The 15,051-nt window shown below is 57.0% G+C and carries 10 protein-coding genes and 3 pseudogenes; 9 read left to right on the forward strand and 4 right to left on the reverse strand.

What is annotated here, in order from left to right:
* Positions 1-151: 151 nt before the first annotated feature.
* Entirely contained in the window at positions 152-559 is a 408-nt protein-coding gene (locus HNQ36_RS17335; RefSeq protein ID WP_040301646.1) for a MerR family transcriptional regulator, read from the forward strand.
* A 91-nt stretch (positions 560-650) separates the two neighbouring features.
* Here HNQ36_RS17335 and HNQ36_RS17340 read toward each other — a convergent pair whose 3' ends face one another.
* Entirely contained in the window at positions 651-1,475 is an 825-nt protein-coding gene (locus HNQ36_RS17340; RefSeq protein WP_002714823.1) for a hypothetical protein, read from the reverse strand.
* Positions 1,476-1,691: 216 nt separating this feature from the next.
* Here HNQ36_RS17340 and HNQ36_RS17345 point away from each other — a divergent pair, with 216 nt between their 5' ends.
* Both HNQ36_RS17345 and HNQ36_RS26595 read left to right on the forward strand, forming a co-directional pair.
* Positions 1,692-2,018, forward strand: coding sequence for a hypothetical protein (locus HNQ36_RS17345; RefSeq protein WP_081602422.1), 327 nt, complete (start codon positions 1,692-1,694; stop codon positions 2,016-2,018).
* A 140-nt stretch (positions 2,019-2,158) separates the two neighbouring features.
* Positions 2,159-2,899, forward strand: coding sequence for a flagellar hook-basal body complex protein (locus HNQ36_RS26595; protein WP_002714821.1), 741 nt, complete (start codon positions 2,159-2,161; stop codon positions 2,897-2,899).
* Between the two features lie 50 nt (positions 2,900-2,949).
* Here HNQ36_RS26595 and HNQ36_RS17355 read toward each other — a convergent pair whose 3' ends face one another.
* Positions 2,950-4,977, reverse strand: coding sequence for a carbohydrate porin (locus tag HNQ36_RS17355; protein WP_184087181.1), 2,028 nt, complete (start codon positions 4,975-4,977; stop codon positions 2,950-2,952).
* Between the two features lie 440 nt (positions 4,978-5,417).
* Between HNQ36_RS17355 and HNQ36_RS17360 the strand changes: the two are divergent.
* Positions 5,418-6,043, forward strand: a pseudogene (locus tag HNQ36_RS17360) (transposase family protein); the annotation flags it as partial.
* Between the two features lie 2,746 nt (positions 6,044-8,789).
* Positions 8,790-9,044, forward strand: coding sequence for a helix-turn-helix domain-containing protein (locus HNQ36_RS17365; protein ID WP_024922095.1), 255 nt, complete (start codon positions 8,790-8,792; stop codon positions 9,042-9,044).
* 461 nt (positions 9,045-9,505) lie between these two features.
* Here the strand turns inward: HNQ36_RS17365 and HNQ36_RS17370 are convergent.
* Positions 9,506-9,765, reverse strand: a pseudogene (locus tag HNQ36_RS17370) (helix-turn-helix domain-containing protein).
* Positions 9,766-9,837: 72 nt separating this feature from the next.
* On the opposite strand from HNQ36_RS17370, the pseudogene HNQ36_RS17375 reads away from it, so the two are divergent.
* The 4 genes and pseudogenes from HNQ36_RS17375 (at position 9,838) to HNQ36_RS17390 (ending at position 13,422) form a co-directional block, all read left to right on the forward strand.
* Positions 9,838-11,084: pseudogene (locus tag HNQ36_RS17375) on the forward strand (MBL fold metallo-hydrolase).
* Positions 11,081-12,064: a hypothetical protein gene (locus HNQ36_RS17380; protein ID WP_024922098.1), complete on the forward strand. Its 984-nt coding sequence runs from the start codon at positions 11,081-11,083 to the stop codon at positions 12,062-12,064. The pseudogene HNQ36_RS17375 and the gene HNQ36_RS17380 overlap by 4 nt, the downstream one beginning before the upstream one ends.
* Positions 12,065-12,199: 135 nt before the next feature.
* Positions 12,200-12,928, forward strand: coding sequence for a recombinase family protein (locus HNQ36_RS17385; protein WP_024922099.1), 729 nt, complete (start codon positions 12,200-12,202; stop codon positions 12,926-12,928).
* A gap of 104 nt (positions 12,929-13,032) precedes the next feature.
* Entirely contained in the window at positions 13,033-13,422 is a 390-nt protein-coding gene (locus HNQ36_RS17390) for a hypothetical protein (protein WP_184087183.1), read from the forward strand.
* Positions 13,423-13,548: 126 nt separating this feature from the next.
* Here HNQ36_RS17390 and terL read toward each other — a convergent pair whose 3' ends face one another.
* Positions 13,549-15,051 (reverse strand): phage terminase large subunit, encoded by a 1,503-nt coding sequence (gene terL / locus HNQ36_RS17395; RefSeq protein WP_024921772.1) that lies wholly within the window; start codon positions 15,049-15,051, stop codon positions 13,549-13,551.

Genomic DNA, 15,051 nt, shown 5'->3' on the forward strand with positions numbered 1-15,051 from the left:
ACGCGAACCTCATTTTGGCAATCAAGGCCTTGAACTTGGAATCGGAATACCCGTGAGCTTGTAGGCACGGAAAAATCTGTCACTTGTCACCTCGACTTTTTCGACGTGACCGCTCATATACACCCTCTAGCAACTAGAGGGTCAAGGGCGCATGTCCGTGCAACTCCTAAAAATCGGCGACCTCTCCAAGGCGACTAACACCAAGGTCGAAACGATACGGTACTATGAGAACATTGGCCTTATCCCGGCGCCCCGTCGCACCACGGGTAATTTCCGATCATACGCGCCGGAACATTTGGCCAGATTAAGTTTCATACGTCGGGCGAGGGAACTGGGTTTCACGTTGGGCCAGGTACGAAACTTGCTCGACCTTTCCGACGAAAAGCGGAGATCCTGTGAAGCTGTCGACGTAATTGCTCGAGAACATCTAAGACAGGTAGATCGTAAGATCACGGACCTAAGGGCCCTCCGGGCCGAGCTGGATAGCGTGATCAATCAGTGCAGTTGTGGAACGATTGCCGATTGCCGCATCATCGAAGCGTTGGCTCCGGCTCAGTGAAAGCAGAAGGCATGTACGAACGTTGCCTACTTGCAGTGCGCAGCCCGCGATTTTGCGAATACCTAGCGGCCTTCGACCACCGCGATCGATATCACGGGCCGGCGACGGGCCGGTTGGCAAGATTCTCATCTTTACATCCGTCCAATTTATCTCCGAACTCGCGTAGCAGGAACAGACTGACATCGTCGAGCGAGTCATGATCTTTGCGGAACGGCTGCTCAAGCGTCTCGATGAGATAAAGCGCATATACAAACATATAGGATATGAAGCCAAAAATCAGCGCCGTACCGGGCGAGCCTTCAGTCTCCAAGAACAGCAAAAGCAGCACGATAGCTGCAACCAACGTCTTCACCAAAATGTACACGGAAGGCACGAATTGCATGCTTTGAATGTGATAGATCCGGAAGACGCATCTGCGCAGTTGATCCTGCTGGCCGCGCAGCCGCACGATGAAATTCGCCGGCATGCCCAGGACATCCATTTGCGCAACCATCGGGGTGAGCTTGTCGATTTCGAGAATAGCTGGCCGCAGATCCTTGTGGGCTCCCTCGTGTCCAAGCCCCCTCTGCAAGACGATAAGGATGTTCCCGAGTATTATTCGCAGCGGACCGACTTTGAAATCCGGGCACTTCTCGGCAAAACAGACAGCGTCGTCATGGATTGCCTCCAATGCCACGCGAATGTCGGCCGGCAACCGCTCAGATTCTTTGTAGTCAGAAAGAACGCCCGACAGGAGAAAGCCAATGATGAAAATCGCTCCGCCGATTGCGCTGGTCAACAGCGTGCTCAGCGTCACGAATTCGAACTGCATCCAGTGAACAAACACCTTGATGGCGCTGATCGCGACGACCAATCCCGCCACGAGGAAGAATAACTTAAGCTTCTTCAACTCGTGATGCCCGTTGATCCATTTCATAATGCGGAACCTTTGCGATCGAATGGGACTTTATAAAGACCATCTCTTTCTCGCAAAAAGGTGGACCTTTTGTCGCGTGTACGTTTTGCCATAAACGGGCATTGAGGGAGTGATAGCTACTACCGCACGGGAATTGATTTGGCACGCAGGACGTGACAGAATTTATGTCTCTTGCGGGATTCATGATTGCTCTCGACCGACTAAGGGAACGTTGCCATGAAAACCATCATCACGATTGCGGCCGGCGTTATTCTTTTGAGTGGTGTCGCAGCCGTAACTCCCGCAGCAGCCTTACCGGCCTCCGGGACCGCCATAGAAGCGCGAAGTATTGCTGCGAGCGAGCAAGTGCAGCCGGTTCATATGCGCCGGCATCGTCATCATAGGCACTACGCGCATCGACGTTATCGTGTTAATCCTTATTACGGCTATGGATACGGTTACGCACCACCTGTATTCATACCCTTTGGCTTTGGTCATCACGGTGGCCACCATTTCGGTGGCCATCATTTCGGTGGCCATGGCGGGCACCACGGCCATCACTGAGTTCGCAGAGCGCGCCTGGACACGGGAACCGAGTGGTGAGCGCTGGCCGTACACCCAAGATGTCGCATTGTGCTGCGTCGCGAAGGCGGCATCGTACCAAGCCGTAGACCTAATTTGATTCGCCGTGAAAAGGGGCCGCCGTGGGCGAGACCACGCTTATCCATCTTTCGCGCCTGGTGGTTCTCAGGCGTCAGCTCGACGTCGCAGCAAATAACATTGCGAACGTCGAAAATACCGGCTTCCGTGCTCAGCATCTTTCCTTTCAAGAGTACCTCAAACCAGAAAGCAATCAGGTCGTCGGCATCAAACCCGAACGTCCCCTCTCTCTGGTAGACGCTGCATTTGGATTTACGGCGGATTCGCCCGGGGGGCTGCAGATCACAACGAATCCGCTCGACCTGGCGATCAACGGAAATGCCTATTTCGTCGTCCAAACCCCTCAGGGAGAGCGCTACACCCGAGACGGATCATTTAGTCTTGATAAATCGGGCCGGCTGGTCACCATGGAGGGCCACACAGTTCAAGCTGGAAATGGCGCTGTAACAGTGCCCACCCAAGCTGACAGCATCAGTATCGATGCAAGCGGGCGGATTTCGACCAAGCTGGGCGAACTGGGCCGGTTGCGGCTGGTCCAATTTCCAGAACGCGGCAATCTGCATGCGGTCGGCGGAAATCTGTTTCGATCGGACTCTGCACCGGCTGCAATTTCGGATGGCTCTGCGAAGGTACTGCAGGGTATGGTAGAGAAATCCAATGTCCAGCCAACCGTCGAGATAAGCCGACTGGCCGAAATCAACAAAGCTTACGAAATGGTGAGCAAGTTGTTGAAAAGCTCACAGGATGTGACTGAGTTAAACAGGCTGGCTGATGTACCCGATTAGCTGGCCTGAATTGACTTGGGCCGGCTGCTTTTGACTGGGGCACGACGACGTCAAAATTCTCCGCGCAGGCGGCCTGAGAACACCGATACCGGGCCGCGGTCCGCATTGTACGCCGGATTAGTGATGGACTGATAGTCGGCGGTCAGCGTGATCTGCTTGTTGAGGGCCAGCGCATAATAAACCTCAAGGATTTTCTCTTGCCGGTAATTGATTTGCCCGTCACCGATCAGCACGCCGAGGCCGCCGGCCGCGACAAAGTCGCGATGGTCCTTCGATAGGGCATTGAACGCGCCGCCGATCCCGACGATGTCGTCCGGCCTTCCCCATGAGGTGCCCTTGATCGACGCGCCGAATGCAAGGCTGGCGTCGATGTCGGTGAAGACCATAATCTCGGTCTTGCCGTCGTTCCAGCTCCACCGGCCGAATACGCCGATATCGTCGGTGATCGCCTGCTCGACGTTGAACACGTAGCCATACTTAATCCGCCCGCGGCGCGTCTGGCTGATGTCGAGATTGAGCACCGGATCGTTCAAGGTGTCCCGGTAACTGCCGGAATAAGCACTGTTGAGCCAGGCGATGGTGCGGAATTTCCCCGGCTGCGAAAACAGCGAATAGCGCGTTTCTAACTCGAGGATGTAGTTGCCGCGCTGAAACACCTTCATGTCGAAATTGCCTGAGTTCGATTCCGAAACCATCAGGAAATAACCCGCGCGCAGCGCCCAGTATCTCTGGTTCAGTTCGGCCGTCACGCCATATGTCAGGCCGACCTTGTCGGCGGAATAGTCGAACGCGCCCGGCGCCCATATCGACCAGTTCATGAAGTCCTTGCGGGGATCCTTGGCGTAGGCATTGCCGTCGAAAACATCGGGGACGGCGAATTTTCCGGCCTGCAGCGTCAGCCGTGAGACGTCCGCTTTCCCAGCGAGTTGACCGGGGCCGCTGGGCAACTCTTCCTGCTTGCCGCCGAAGCCGAATGTCTGGCGCAGGTATAGTCTCGACGGGTTGAAGCGCGGATAAGGGAAGTTCGATTTTTGCGCCTCGCCGCTGGTAAAGCCGGCAAAGCCAACGGTATTGCTGAGGCCGAAGCCCTGAAGCAATTCAGGGTTGAAGTAGACTTCGCCGCCTTCCCACAGCCGGGCATTCAGATAGAGGCTATTGCTCCATGTCGCCTGAGACTGGCGGCCGGGCGTCAGACTATTGGTGCCGCTATACGGAGCATGAAATCCGGGATAGCCCTGCGACAGATACGTGGTCTGTCCGTGGACCTCCCAAATATCCGATGAGAGCGCGGCCTTTGTCGCTGCCAATCGCGGTTCGGTACTGCCGGGCCAGTCGATTTTGCGGTTCAGGCCGAAACGAAGCGTCTGAAAATCCAGCGTCGAGGCATAGCGGGCTCCCGATGGCAGCCGAACGTCGGCCGACCAAAAATCGTAATAGAGATATTCCAGCCGCGCCGTCCAGTGCGGGTCGACGACATATTCGAATCCGGCACCGGCAGCCCAGCCGGTGCGAAGCTGGATATTTTTCTCTTCCAGTCCGCCCGACAGGTCACTGGCAAAGCGTGTGCCCTGCCAAGCGAATCCACCGGTCGCATAGACCATCCAGGATTGTCCGGCGTAACCGATGCGCGCGCGGGCGGACCCGACGTAATCCATCTTCTCGGTCAGACCGGACTCGGCCGCTCTTGGAGACGACACGACCGCGTTGGAGTTGATATAATTTGGAAACGTGATGTCGGCCTCCACGCCGAGCAAAACCCGCGAGGGCAAGACGACATTGTACCCGACGTGCACGCCACCATTGATGCCGTTGTAGGAATGGGAGAGTGTCGATGGCAGCGGATTGAACAGCGTCGCGCTGGAGTGCCCCCAGCCGTACCCCATATGGGCGCCGATATAAGGGCCGGTCCAGTCGAAGTATGTTTCAACGCGCGGCGCCTTGACCGGCGTGGCAGACACGTCGGCCGCCTGAGCGGCATCGAGCGACAGCGCCCCGAGCACGATCCCGGCGAACAGGCTTTTCAAGCTATTCGCGCCGCGACGCGTCTCGATGATGACGTTTTGGCCTCGCAGCGTCATAAAATGCCGCCATTCCTAGTCGTAAAAGTTACTTGCGAATGACTATCAAATACTTGTTGCGAACCACTTGCAACAAAATTCTTGCGAATGGATAGCAACAAGTTGCTGCTTTGGGACCGGCCAGCCATCGCATTGCGGCAGTCGCGTAACGTCGCTCGTCTGAAATTAGTGGTCGCCTCCGGCCTGGGAAAAGCTGGTCATGGAGACGGCGCGGAGGAGCGTCTCAAATCCAAGGCTTCTCATACCGCCGCCGGCGACACCAAACTACGAGCGCGCCAAAGTGCAGACTGACATGCGCTTCGGCTGTGTGCTAGCGGATGCCGGTTACGGCCTCAGCGCGCCCTCCCGTCAGGGGCTCACGACACGCGGCCTTGCCCTAGGCCGTTGGTACTTCAATTCAACCACTCAAGTCGCTTGTCTCGATCCTCAATGTCCGGCTGGTCAACAGGAAGGATGCTGCCTCCGGCGATGGCATGACCCAGTTCGGCCGAGCGCTGCATGTGCTGAACATTGACATCATTTGTGCCAACTCCTCAACCCAGGGCCGCGTGGAACGGGCCCATAGCACGTTGCAGGATCGGCTGGTGAAGGAGATGCGGTTGTGCGGCATCGATACCATCCTGGTCGGCAATGCATTCCTGGAGACGTACAACGCGGGCGCTTCGACAATCGCGATATCCATCGTCCGTCGCGGCGCATGACGATCTCGACGATGTCTTCGCCTGGAAGGAAGAGCGCTCGGTCTCGATGAACCTGACGCTGCAGTACGACCAGATGCTGTTTATGCTCGAGCCCACCGGGATCGCGCGGTCGCGGGCGCGCAAGCGGGGTCACCGTGATCGACTATCCCGACGGGCGGCTGGCGATCCGGCACAACGGCGTCGATTTGCAGTACCGCACTTTCGATAAGCGTCCGCAGGTCAACCAGGCTGCGATTGTCGAGAACAACCGCTTGGGCCCGATCCTCGCCTACGTTGCTGAACAGCAGAAGCAGCTCGACATGTCCCGCTGGGCCAAGGCGCCGCGCCGGCGCGGCCAGAAGAACCACATATTTAAGGTCGGCTAGAGCCGACGGATCACCCGGCGCGAAAAACTCAACCCCAACCATAGAAAGGCGGCTCTCCCGACCGAGTGACATTTCTAACCGGCGCAAATCGTGACTTCCCTAAATGTCGGCGACAGCATCCGGTTGGGCCAACGATCATTGAGCTAGCATTGTGGACGACCACATCATGAATTTCAGATTGCCAATAACCGTGAATAGACCTGGCATCTCATGAAACTCCCTGCGCGATGGATGAAAGATGACAAAGTTATATATTCGCGCTCTTGAGGCAAGCTGCGTTACCAGCTGAACGCATCTTGCCTGCCAAGCGGAACACCTAACATGTGCTAGATCCGCCTTAAGAGGTACCCGTTGACGCGTGATGCCGATGGCGTGGTTCTGGATTTTGTCCGGAGATGCGCTTTTTCATTTGGCGAAGCTCCATAAACAGGGAGCACTCGTCGTGAGCCAGCTATCTATCGTAGACCAATCACTTAGAGCCGCCTGAGATCGATGTATTGATCGGCGAGCTATCTGCTAATGTCGACGATTCGGCCGACGCAGTGCCGCCGGTTATCCCCGGCCCTGCTGTTACTCAGCCTGGCGACGTTTGGCGCATCGGCAATGCAGTGACTCGACGCAGGCCGCAACCTTCCAAGCTCTTCTTGGCGGCGAACAGCGGCAAAGATTAAAACGAAAAGGACACCCCGTTTCCGAGGTGCCCTCTCGTTAGAACAACCGAGACAGTACGGCTATCGTCGAGGCCAAAGTTGGGTGCAAGGAGCCCCTAAGCCAAGACGGTAGGTCGTACCGGGATGGCTGACTGGCTTCGAGACAGAGAAAGACATCCAGGGCAGCGTCATCGCAAGTTACGCTCACCAACACAATGATGCGTTCATCAATATGAATGGATGTTCAAGGACTGATCGCAAATTTAATGTGACGCGCTGGAACGGAGAGCTTCTGCGGCAATTAGGATTTTACATGCTTATCAATGGAGTGAGGAAATGAAAAAGTTAGCTATTTTGCCGTCGGTGCAGCTGCACTGTTCGGCGGTTCCGCCGCAAACGCAGCAGACAACTCAGTGACGGCGCAGGCTGCAGCCCATACTGCGCAGATTGCCGAGTTCAGTTCGCAGCATCGGCGTCATCGTCATCACTCACGCCACAGACACGTTCGCCCCCACGGTGGGAGCTATGGCTACTATGCTCCGCAGGCTTACTATGCCCCACAGCCTTACTACTACGGCGGTGGACCCAGCATCGGATTTGGCTTCGGAGGCGGACATCACGGTGGTCATCACGGTGGACACCACAGCGGCCACCACTGACAACTGGAGAAGCAAAGCCCGCAGAAGTGCGGGCTTTTTCGTGCAGGTCCATTGAGCAATATGAACAGTCATTCAAGTACCCGTCCTCGAATTAACGCCGCATGTCGGAACATTCGAAGTGATCGACGATTGTCTCATACACATATAGGAGTTGATTGTATGAAAAGTTTTGCTATCGCAATGGCCCTCGGTGCAGCTATGCTGCTTGGAGGCTCCGCGGCAAACGCCGCAGACAATTCGGTAAAGGCGAATGCCTCAACGGACGTGACGCAGTCCACTGACTTTAGTTCACGCGATCGGCACGGGCGTAATTACCGTGTCCAGCGTATTGTACGTCCGAACCATTCTTACCGCAGTAGCTCTGGCCACGCGCCCCGTTATGGCAATAGACGAGGTCACGGTGGAGGCGGTCCGAGCGTTACCATCGGGGTTGGCGGCGGTGCACACAGCGGTGGTGGTGGACACCGGTAAAAGAATAAAAGCCCGCAGCAATGCGGGCTTTTTTCATGCTGCACACGATGCATTTTGCGACGTGTCAGCCGCGCTGATTTTGCTATCGCGTAGGCCATCCGTCATATTCTTCGATAGCGATCATTAAGCCCCCAAGGCGGCGTTCGTCCGTAACACCCGGGCGATGTGAGTCACGTTGCGTTTTTAACAGGGCGCCACAGAGTGCATACGTTGGAATCAGCGGTGCTCTGAGCGTTACCACAGCGTACCGGAACACGCTCCGACCAAAATCTTGGAGAACATGGTTTCGTGCGCCGCGTCGCGTCCAAGGACGATGCGCGAGTCGTCCTAATGTCGCTCACCGACACGACCCACAAGAAAATTGCGAATCTGTTTTCCCGGCAGGCGGTCGCTGATAACCTCGTTCTCCGATCAGACACTCCGGGAGCTCACCGACAAGCTCTCGACGCTCAAAGGGCGCCTCGCAAAGACCACGCGGGTGATCGCCGCAGATATTTGACGGTCACGAATTCGCCGCCGCATGGCCTGTGCCAAGGCTTCCATTTGCGGTTACGGATTGCGGCACCACATCTGCAACCTATGACACAGTTCTATCCGCTCTTGATGACGCAACCTCTCAAGCGTCTTAGCAGGAGCCATCGCGGCCATTCGCGTTTCATCCGTTCGAGCGTTGCGCGTTGAAGAAGCTCGGGTGCTAACTCTTCCGTCCGCTTATCCGAGGTTAATCATCACGCTGTCTCAATGTTGCCCGTAAAATTGCGCAGATTAAGCAGGTGAAGCGCTCGGCAAAGAGGTCCGACCGGGGTCGCTTAAAACACAAACGCTGGATTATCCTTTAAGGCCGTTAGCTTGGTTCCATAACCGCTCATTACGCGAATCCGGATTGTAGACGCCAGATAGAGAAGTCACTGTTGGCCCAGATAGAGATGTCACTCTCCACGGTTTCAGTTGGGGAGCATTGGGCCGATGACGGTGATTGCGATGAGCCGGACGGAGATCGACCGGATGAGCGTGTTGCAGGATCTGGCGGCGAACAGGATCAAGGTTGCGGATGCTGCGGCGTTGATGGGACTTGGCCGACGTCAGGTATTCCGGCTGGCGAAGGCCTACGGCCAGCATGGCCCGGAGGCCCTGGTCTCCCGCCGCCGCGGCCGGCTGGCGGCGACATCACCTTCGCTCAATAATTGCTTGCTTTACTGGACAGTGAAAGACTCGACCTGAATGGTCATCGACTACCAAGTACGAGCGCTGACGCTTATCGATATCGCGATAGTTCTTTTCATACCATTGGATTGAGGCCTCGGCGCGCGCCTGCATCCGAGGCGACCAAAGCAGTGCATTCCTCTTCGCCCACCTCCAAGCAGCTCTCTCGCGGACTAATACACTAAGACTGCTTTGATGTGGTCCTAACTGATGGCCTAGTTCATGTAGCGCGACCGCGTAACTCAACACCGATCTAATAGGTGCGATATAAATTTCTTCGCTTACTCGTATTGAGTACGAACGGCTCAGCCTGTTCAAACTACAATGAATAACGATCTGATTTTCATCAGCAATCAACTGGACGTGTTTATCCATTTCACTAACGGACAAAGACATGTGAACCGACCTTTTTGAGTGCTCATTCGCTCACCGTCCAAATGCCACCAAGGCCGGCCCGTGACTTTGAAGCGAAGGCCAAGCTACCGCTTTTTTCGCCCTTTTCGAAGCGTAGCTGGCGGCTTTTCGTTTGCTTTGGGGACGGCCAAAAGCTCGGCGACGGGTACGTCCAAGGCCGCCGCCAATCTTTCTAAGGTCTCGGCGGTCGGATTTTCGATCCCCCGCTCGATTCGCCGACATAGGATCTGTCCACGCCGGCATCGACCGCCAGCGCCTCCTGCGACAGGCCATATCTAACCCGCAGTTTCCGGACATTCCAGGCCACGAGCGCTGTCGCTTTCATAAGCGAAACAAACGACTTGGCGGCCCATTAAAACACGCACTATAATGTCCCTATTACAGATTTGGGGCAGTTGTGCGCATCCGCATTCATCGTGGGACGAAAGAGATCGGCGGGACCTGTGTCGAGCTGGAAGCCGACGGTGGTCGGATCCTGCTGGATCTGGGGTTGCCTCTGGACGGTGATGCGGACGAGGTCAGCATACATCCCTCGGTGGACGGCCTAGCAGGCGGCGGGGACTTGCTGGCTCTGATCCTGTCCCATGGTCACGTCGACCATTGGGGGCTGGCCCATCTCGCCGGACCTGATCTGCCCGTTGCGCTAGGCGCTGCAACTCACCGCATTCTAAAGGCCGCCGCCCCGTTTGTGCCCAGACCATATGTGCCTGCGCGGCCAATCGAGTTCTCATCTGGCGCGATGATGCAGTTTGGTCCGTTTCGGGTCACGCCGCATCTGGTCGATCATTCCGCCTATGATGCTTATGCCCTGGAGGTGGAAGCCGGTGGCAGACGCCTGTTCTATTCTGGCGATATCCGGGCGCATGGTCGTAAGGCCGCGCTGTTCGAACGTCTCGTGGCGCACCCTCCACGATCCATCGACGTGATGCTGATGGAAGGCTCGAGCTTCGGACGCCTGAGCCCCGATCACGTCTTCCCGACCGAGATAGAAGTAGAGCAGCGTCTGGTTGATCTGCTCCAGGCGACGGATGGCCTAGCGCTGGTCGCAGCGTCGGCACAAAGCATTGATCGCATGGTCAGCCTGTATCGGGCCTGCAAGCGTACCGGCAGAACGCTGATCATTGATCTTTATGCCGCCGAGATTCTTCGCGCGACGGGGAACAGCAATATCCCACAGTCCGACTGGCCGAATGTGGCGGTCTACGTGCCGCAGTATCAGCGAATCCAGATCAAGCGCAGCGGCCGCTTCGACCTACTCGATCCTCACAAGACCAACCGTGTTTTCGTGGAACGACTTGAGGATCTAGCGCCCCGGGCCGCAATGCTCTTCCGACCAGCAATGCTGCGCGATCTTGATCATGCCGGCTGCCTGTCCGGCGCACGCGCCATCTGGTCGCAATGGATGGCTATCTCAAACAGGAACGCGGTGTCGCCCTCCTCGCCGAGCTTCACGCACGCGGTATCCCGCTCGACCACGCCCATACCTCCGGCCACGCCAGCATTCCTGACCTGAAGCGCCTCGCGGAGGCGATCCAACCGAAGATGCTGGTGCCGATCCATACCTATGAGCCGGGGCAGTTTCCGGCACATTTCCAGGCCGTCAGTCTCAAGAATGATGGCGAGTGGTGGGATGGCGCGACATGATCATCCAGCAGGCGCTCTCAAGCCATGGCGTGAGTGAGGCTTTCCTCGATGCGCTCGACAATCTCGCGCGAAAGCCATCTTGGTGGCGCGATGTGCTTTTACGCGACGATGTATTCATCGCGGTGCGAGCGAATTCGCTCAACGTCTATCACCGGGGCGCTTCGATCTTCCGGATCGACGATGCAGGAGCCGGCCGAGTTATTCCCTGGACCCACACCAAATACCTGATCCGCCAGCAACAGGTGCTGGCTCAACTTCAGGACAACGGACACTTCGAGCCGTCTGATATCGGTTGGACGCAGTATAGCGGTCCCTCCACGCTGTCCGACATGATCCGCTCGGCCACCGATCTCGCCGGAGCGGAAAAGAGCGGATTGCATCCGCTGATCGTTGGAAGCTCAAAAGTCATCGACGTCGAACTATCGCTGCTGCGGGCAAGCTCTTCCGTTGATGAAAGCCTGCCAGATGCTGATGTCCATTCGGCAGGCGCCACGTCGGTTGACCGGTCTCAGGACCGGCTGGATGTCGTCACCGTCGAGAACCGCGGCGGCAAGCCTTTCATCGTTTTTCATGAAGCTAAGCATTTCAGCAATCCTGCCTTGAGAGCCAAAGGCGAGCCTGCCGTTCTGGCTCAGATCGTGCGCTACCAGGCAACGCTCAGGCAGCATGATGCAACACTGCGACAGCGCTACGTCGCTGTTTGCCAAGCGCTGGTCCGCCTCCACACCATGCGAACTGCAGTACGCGCAGCCGTCCCGGTGACTGAACCGCTGCAAGCGCCTGATCCTCTCATCGCCGCCATCGCCGCAGGTGAGGTCCAGGCCGAGATTGACCCTGATCCCCGGCTGATTGTGTTCGGTTTCGATGGCGATCAGCGCGATGGGCGCTGGGAACGGGACGCCAAACGCCTTCGGGAGCACCAGCCAGCTCTTAAAATCAAAGCGATCGGAAACACCCGGTCGGCGCGTGAATTCTTCTGATGTCGCAGTGCCCGCGCCCCGAAATGCGGCTTTCGGGAGACACTCGGCCTTTCTTTGCAAAACCCCGCAATTTCTCGGGGCCTCATTTGAATCTAGGGGGCACGGGCAGTCCGTGCCGTTAATCAGGGATTCTGCATGAAGGTTATTGCCTATTACCGCGTCCGACCGAACGAGCCCGCGCACTCTGATATTGCACTGCAAGAACAACGTGAAGCCGTCAAAACTTGGATCGAAGGCCATAGGGCGGCTGTCCAGACCGAATACGTCGAGCCCGAGACTGACGGCTTCTCGCGCCCGCAATTGCGGCAAGCCATGGAGGACTGCAAACAGTCCGGCGCCACGCTGCTGATCGCGCGTACAGAAGCTATCGGCAGCGGTGCAGAGTTTTGTCCGCGGATTTCGAGTATTCCGGTGGCCTTCGCGCCGGAGCCATCGCGCGAGCGCGGCTATGTCAGCCTTGCGCCGGAGAAAGCGCCGCCAGACCTTACCCTGTATTTTCCGGACTTCCGCAGCCTGAAGAACATGCCGGTTTATCTGTGCAATGGTACGGATGCGGCCATTCGTATCATCACGGTCAGGACGATCAGCCTGACTTCGAAATTCACAACGCCAAATCCGACCATCGCTGACAAGACTGGCTCTCCCTCCGAACAGCCCCTGTCGACGACACCGACCACATTTTCGCTCGACCGGCTGGATGCGCGACATGCCGCTGTGATCGATCGCTACGACCCGATGTTTGACAGCGATTTCGTCACCACCTTCGAGATCACGTTCCTTGACCAGCAGGAACAGACGCAACGGCTGACAGCGTTCCTCAATGCCGCACCTCTGCCCTCGGCGTACATCGCCCTGAAGAAATAGCCGCTGGCCCGACAACGTCTCGACGCACGCCCTTCAACGGCGACGGCGAACGATGCTGCATGCCCATCACCTGATGACCTCAAGCCACACCAAGGAAGCCCCCAATGACAAAGTCATTTTCAAAATCAAACCTTATGACCGGTATCGCCTTCGCGGCCCTGTTCGGAGTCGTCATCGTGACGCTGCGACTGGCGACAGGAGGATATGGTGGCCCCAGCAGCATTCCCGAATGCAACAGCAACACCACCCGCGACATGTTGCAGGATGCCTTCAAGGATTCTCCCCAAGCCACTCTGGGACTGAAACTGCTTAAAATCGGGGACATCGGAGTTGTCGGGAAAGACTTGCTCGACGAAAACGAAAAAGTTCGCCACCGCGTTTGCGTCGCCGACATCTTCACGAACCGCGGACGGAAGCCGGTATTTTTCAACATGTCCTGGGCTGACGCCCAAAAATCCCAAGTCTATCTTGAAGCACCGATGTTGCCGTTCTGACCACGATTAGGAGGGCTCACAACCTGAGCGACTATCTTGGATGATTGTCTTGGCCCATCATCCACATGGTCGCCCGGCCCACGTGATCAATGGGGCCTATTTCTAGCAAAGCCGCTCCAGCACTTGCTACCATCGGCGCATGGGTTTACCGCGCGGGCGTAACGGATTATCTCCTTTTGCAACAGGCCAAGGTCGCCGGGAAAACACGCGCTCGATGCGCGCTTCCCTGCCGCCGGCACCCATCACCACGGGATTGACCATGGGACTTTCAGCGATCCAGGCCAGATACTGCGTCAACGCATCGACCTGATCGTTGTGCTTGGCAAACGGGAACCGCATCAGTTCGCTTTCGAACTCGACAGTCCAGGGCTGATTCTTTTTGATCAGGACCCGATGTTGAGCGAACATATGGAGCTGACTTTCAAGCCGCTCCTCTTTACCACGCCCGCCGGTCGGCCGCAGTTCAACCTGATGGCCGCGTTCGGACAGCATGCTCGCAAGGCCGGTCCCAGAACTAGCGTCTTCGATCAGGATTTTTGACGGTTTATAGGCTGTGATCAGGCCGAGAGCAGCGTCACGCATCTCAACCGGTTCAAGACGTGCGCGCAATACGTCGATGACGTAGTGGCGCCGGGTGTCGCGAGCGATCACCAGGCAGACAGTATAGCTATTGCCAGAACCTGTCTTGACCGCCGTATCCCAACTGAGGGTGATCTGCCGTGCGTCCGGCGGCAAGTCATCAAAATGCTTGATCTGGCCTGGTCGGATCAATTCTCCCACGGCCGCTGACGGGTTCTGCTGATACTGAGCGGCGAAGATCGATTCACCAACCTCTTCCCGCTTCCGATTGATGATTGCTTCCGGCCACCGATTGACCAGCAGCGGTTCACTGGCCTTTCGGTGCCAGGTTGAATTACCGAGGGCATAGGACGCCGCTTCCTCAGCCACCAGGGGCAGACAGACGTGCTTCCAGCCGCCATTCTGCAGCAGATTACCGGACAGGTCGTCCTCATGCATGCGTTGACCAACCACGATCATGACCCCATTGATCTGATCGTCGAGACGTGACGCGATCATGTTGTCGAAGTTCTCGTTGACGTTTGTCCGCTCTTTTTCCGATTTGACGTGGTGGGCCGAGATGGGATCATCGATGATGATGACGTCGAAGCCGCGGCCGGTGATGCCGGTCTCAAACGAAGCGGCATAGCGGCCACCGCCGTCCGTCGTGACGAAGTCCATGGCTTTGCGACCATTGTCGCGCAGTCGTACGCCTGGAAAAGCACGCTGGTAAAATTCCGAGCTGATCAACTGCAGCGTTTTCGACGCCAGATCTGAAGCCAAGGCCTGACTGTGCGAGATCACGGCGATGCGCTGTTTCGGATCGCGACCTAGAAGCCAGGCGACGAACACGATTGACGTCAGAACGGACTTCAGGTGGCGCGGCGGCAGGTTGATGATGAGACGCGTTTCCCGGCCCTCGACTACGCCGGTCAGTTCGCTGATCAGGTATTCCAGATAGGGCGCGACTTCGAGGCCCCACCGATTGTCCACAACAGGAAATGCGCCCTCGAGAAACGCCTGAAGGTCGGTCTTCATGACCGCGCGGTAGATTTGAAGATCGGAAGGCAT

The organism is Afipia massiliensis (genome assembly GCF_014203115.1).
GTDB classification, from domain to species: domain Bacteria; phylum Pseudomonadota; class Alphaproteobacteria; order Rhizobiales; family Xanthobacteraceae; genus Afipia; species Afipia massiliensis.

Bases quoted from the DNA above. Each gene is read 5' to 3' on its own strand.
- HNQ36_RS17335 (WP_040301646.1), top strand. From the start codon at position 152: ATGTCCGTGCAACTCCTAAAAATCGGCGACCTCTCCAAGGCGACTAAC.
- HNQ36_RS17340 (WP_002714823.1), bottom strand. From the start codon at position 1,475: ATGAAATGGATCAACGGGCATCACGAGTTGAAGAAGCTTAAGTTATTC.
- HNQ36_RS17345 (WP_081602422.1), top strand. From the start codon at position 1,692: ATGAAAACCATCATCACGATTGCGGCCGGCGTTATTCTTTTGAGTGGT.
- HNQ36_RS17355 (WP_184087181.1), bottom strand. From the start codon at position 4,977: ATGACGCTGCGAGGCCAAAACGTCATCATCGAGACGCGTCGCGGCGCG.
- HNQ36_RS17365 (WP_024922095.1), top strand. From the start codon at position 8,790: ATGACGGTGATTGCGATGAGCCGGACGGAGATCGACCGGATGAGCGTG.
- HNQ36_RS17380 (WP_024922098.1), top strand. From the start codon at position 11,081: ATGATCATCCAGCAGGCGCTCTCAAGCCATGGCGTGAGTGAGGCTTTC.
- HNQ36_RS17385 (WP_024922099.1), top strand. From the start codon at position 12,200: ATGAAGGTTATTGCCTATTACCGCGTCCGACCGAACGAGCCCGCGCAC.
- HNQ36_RS17390 (WP_184087183.1), top strand. From the start codon at position 13,033: ATGACAAAGTCATTTTCAAAATCAAACCTTATGACCGGTATCGCCTTC.
- terL (WP_024921772.1), bottom strand. From the start codon at position 15,051: ATGCCTTCCGATCTTCAAATCTACCGCGCGGTCATGAAGACCGACCTT.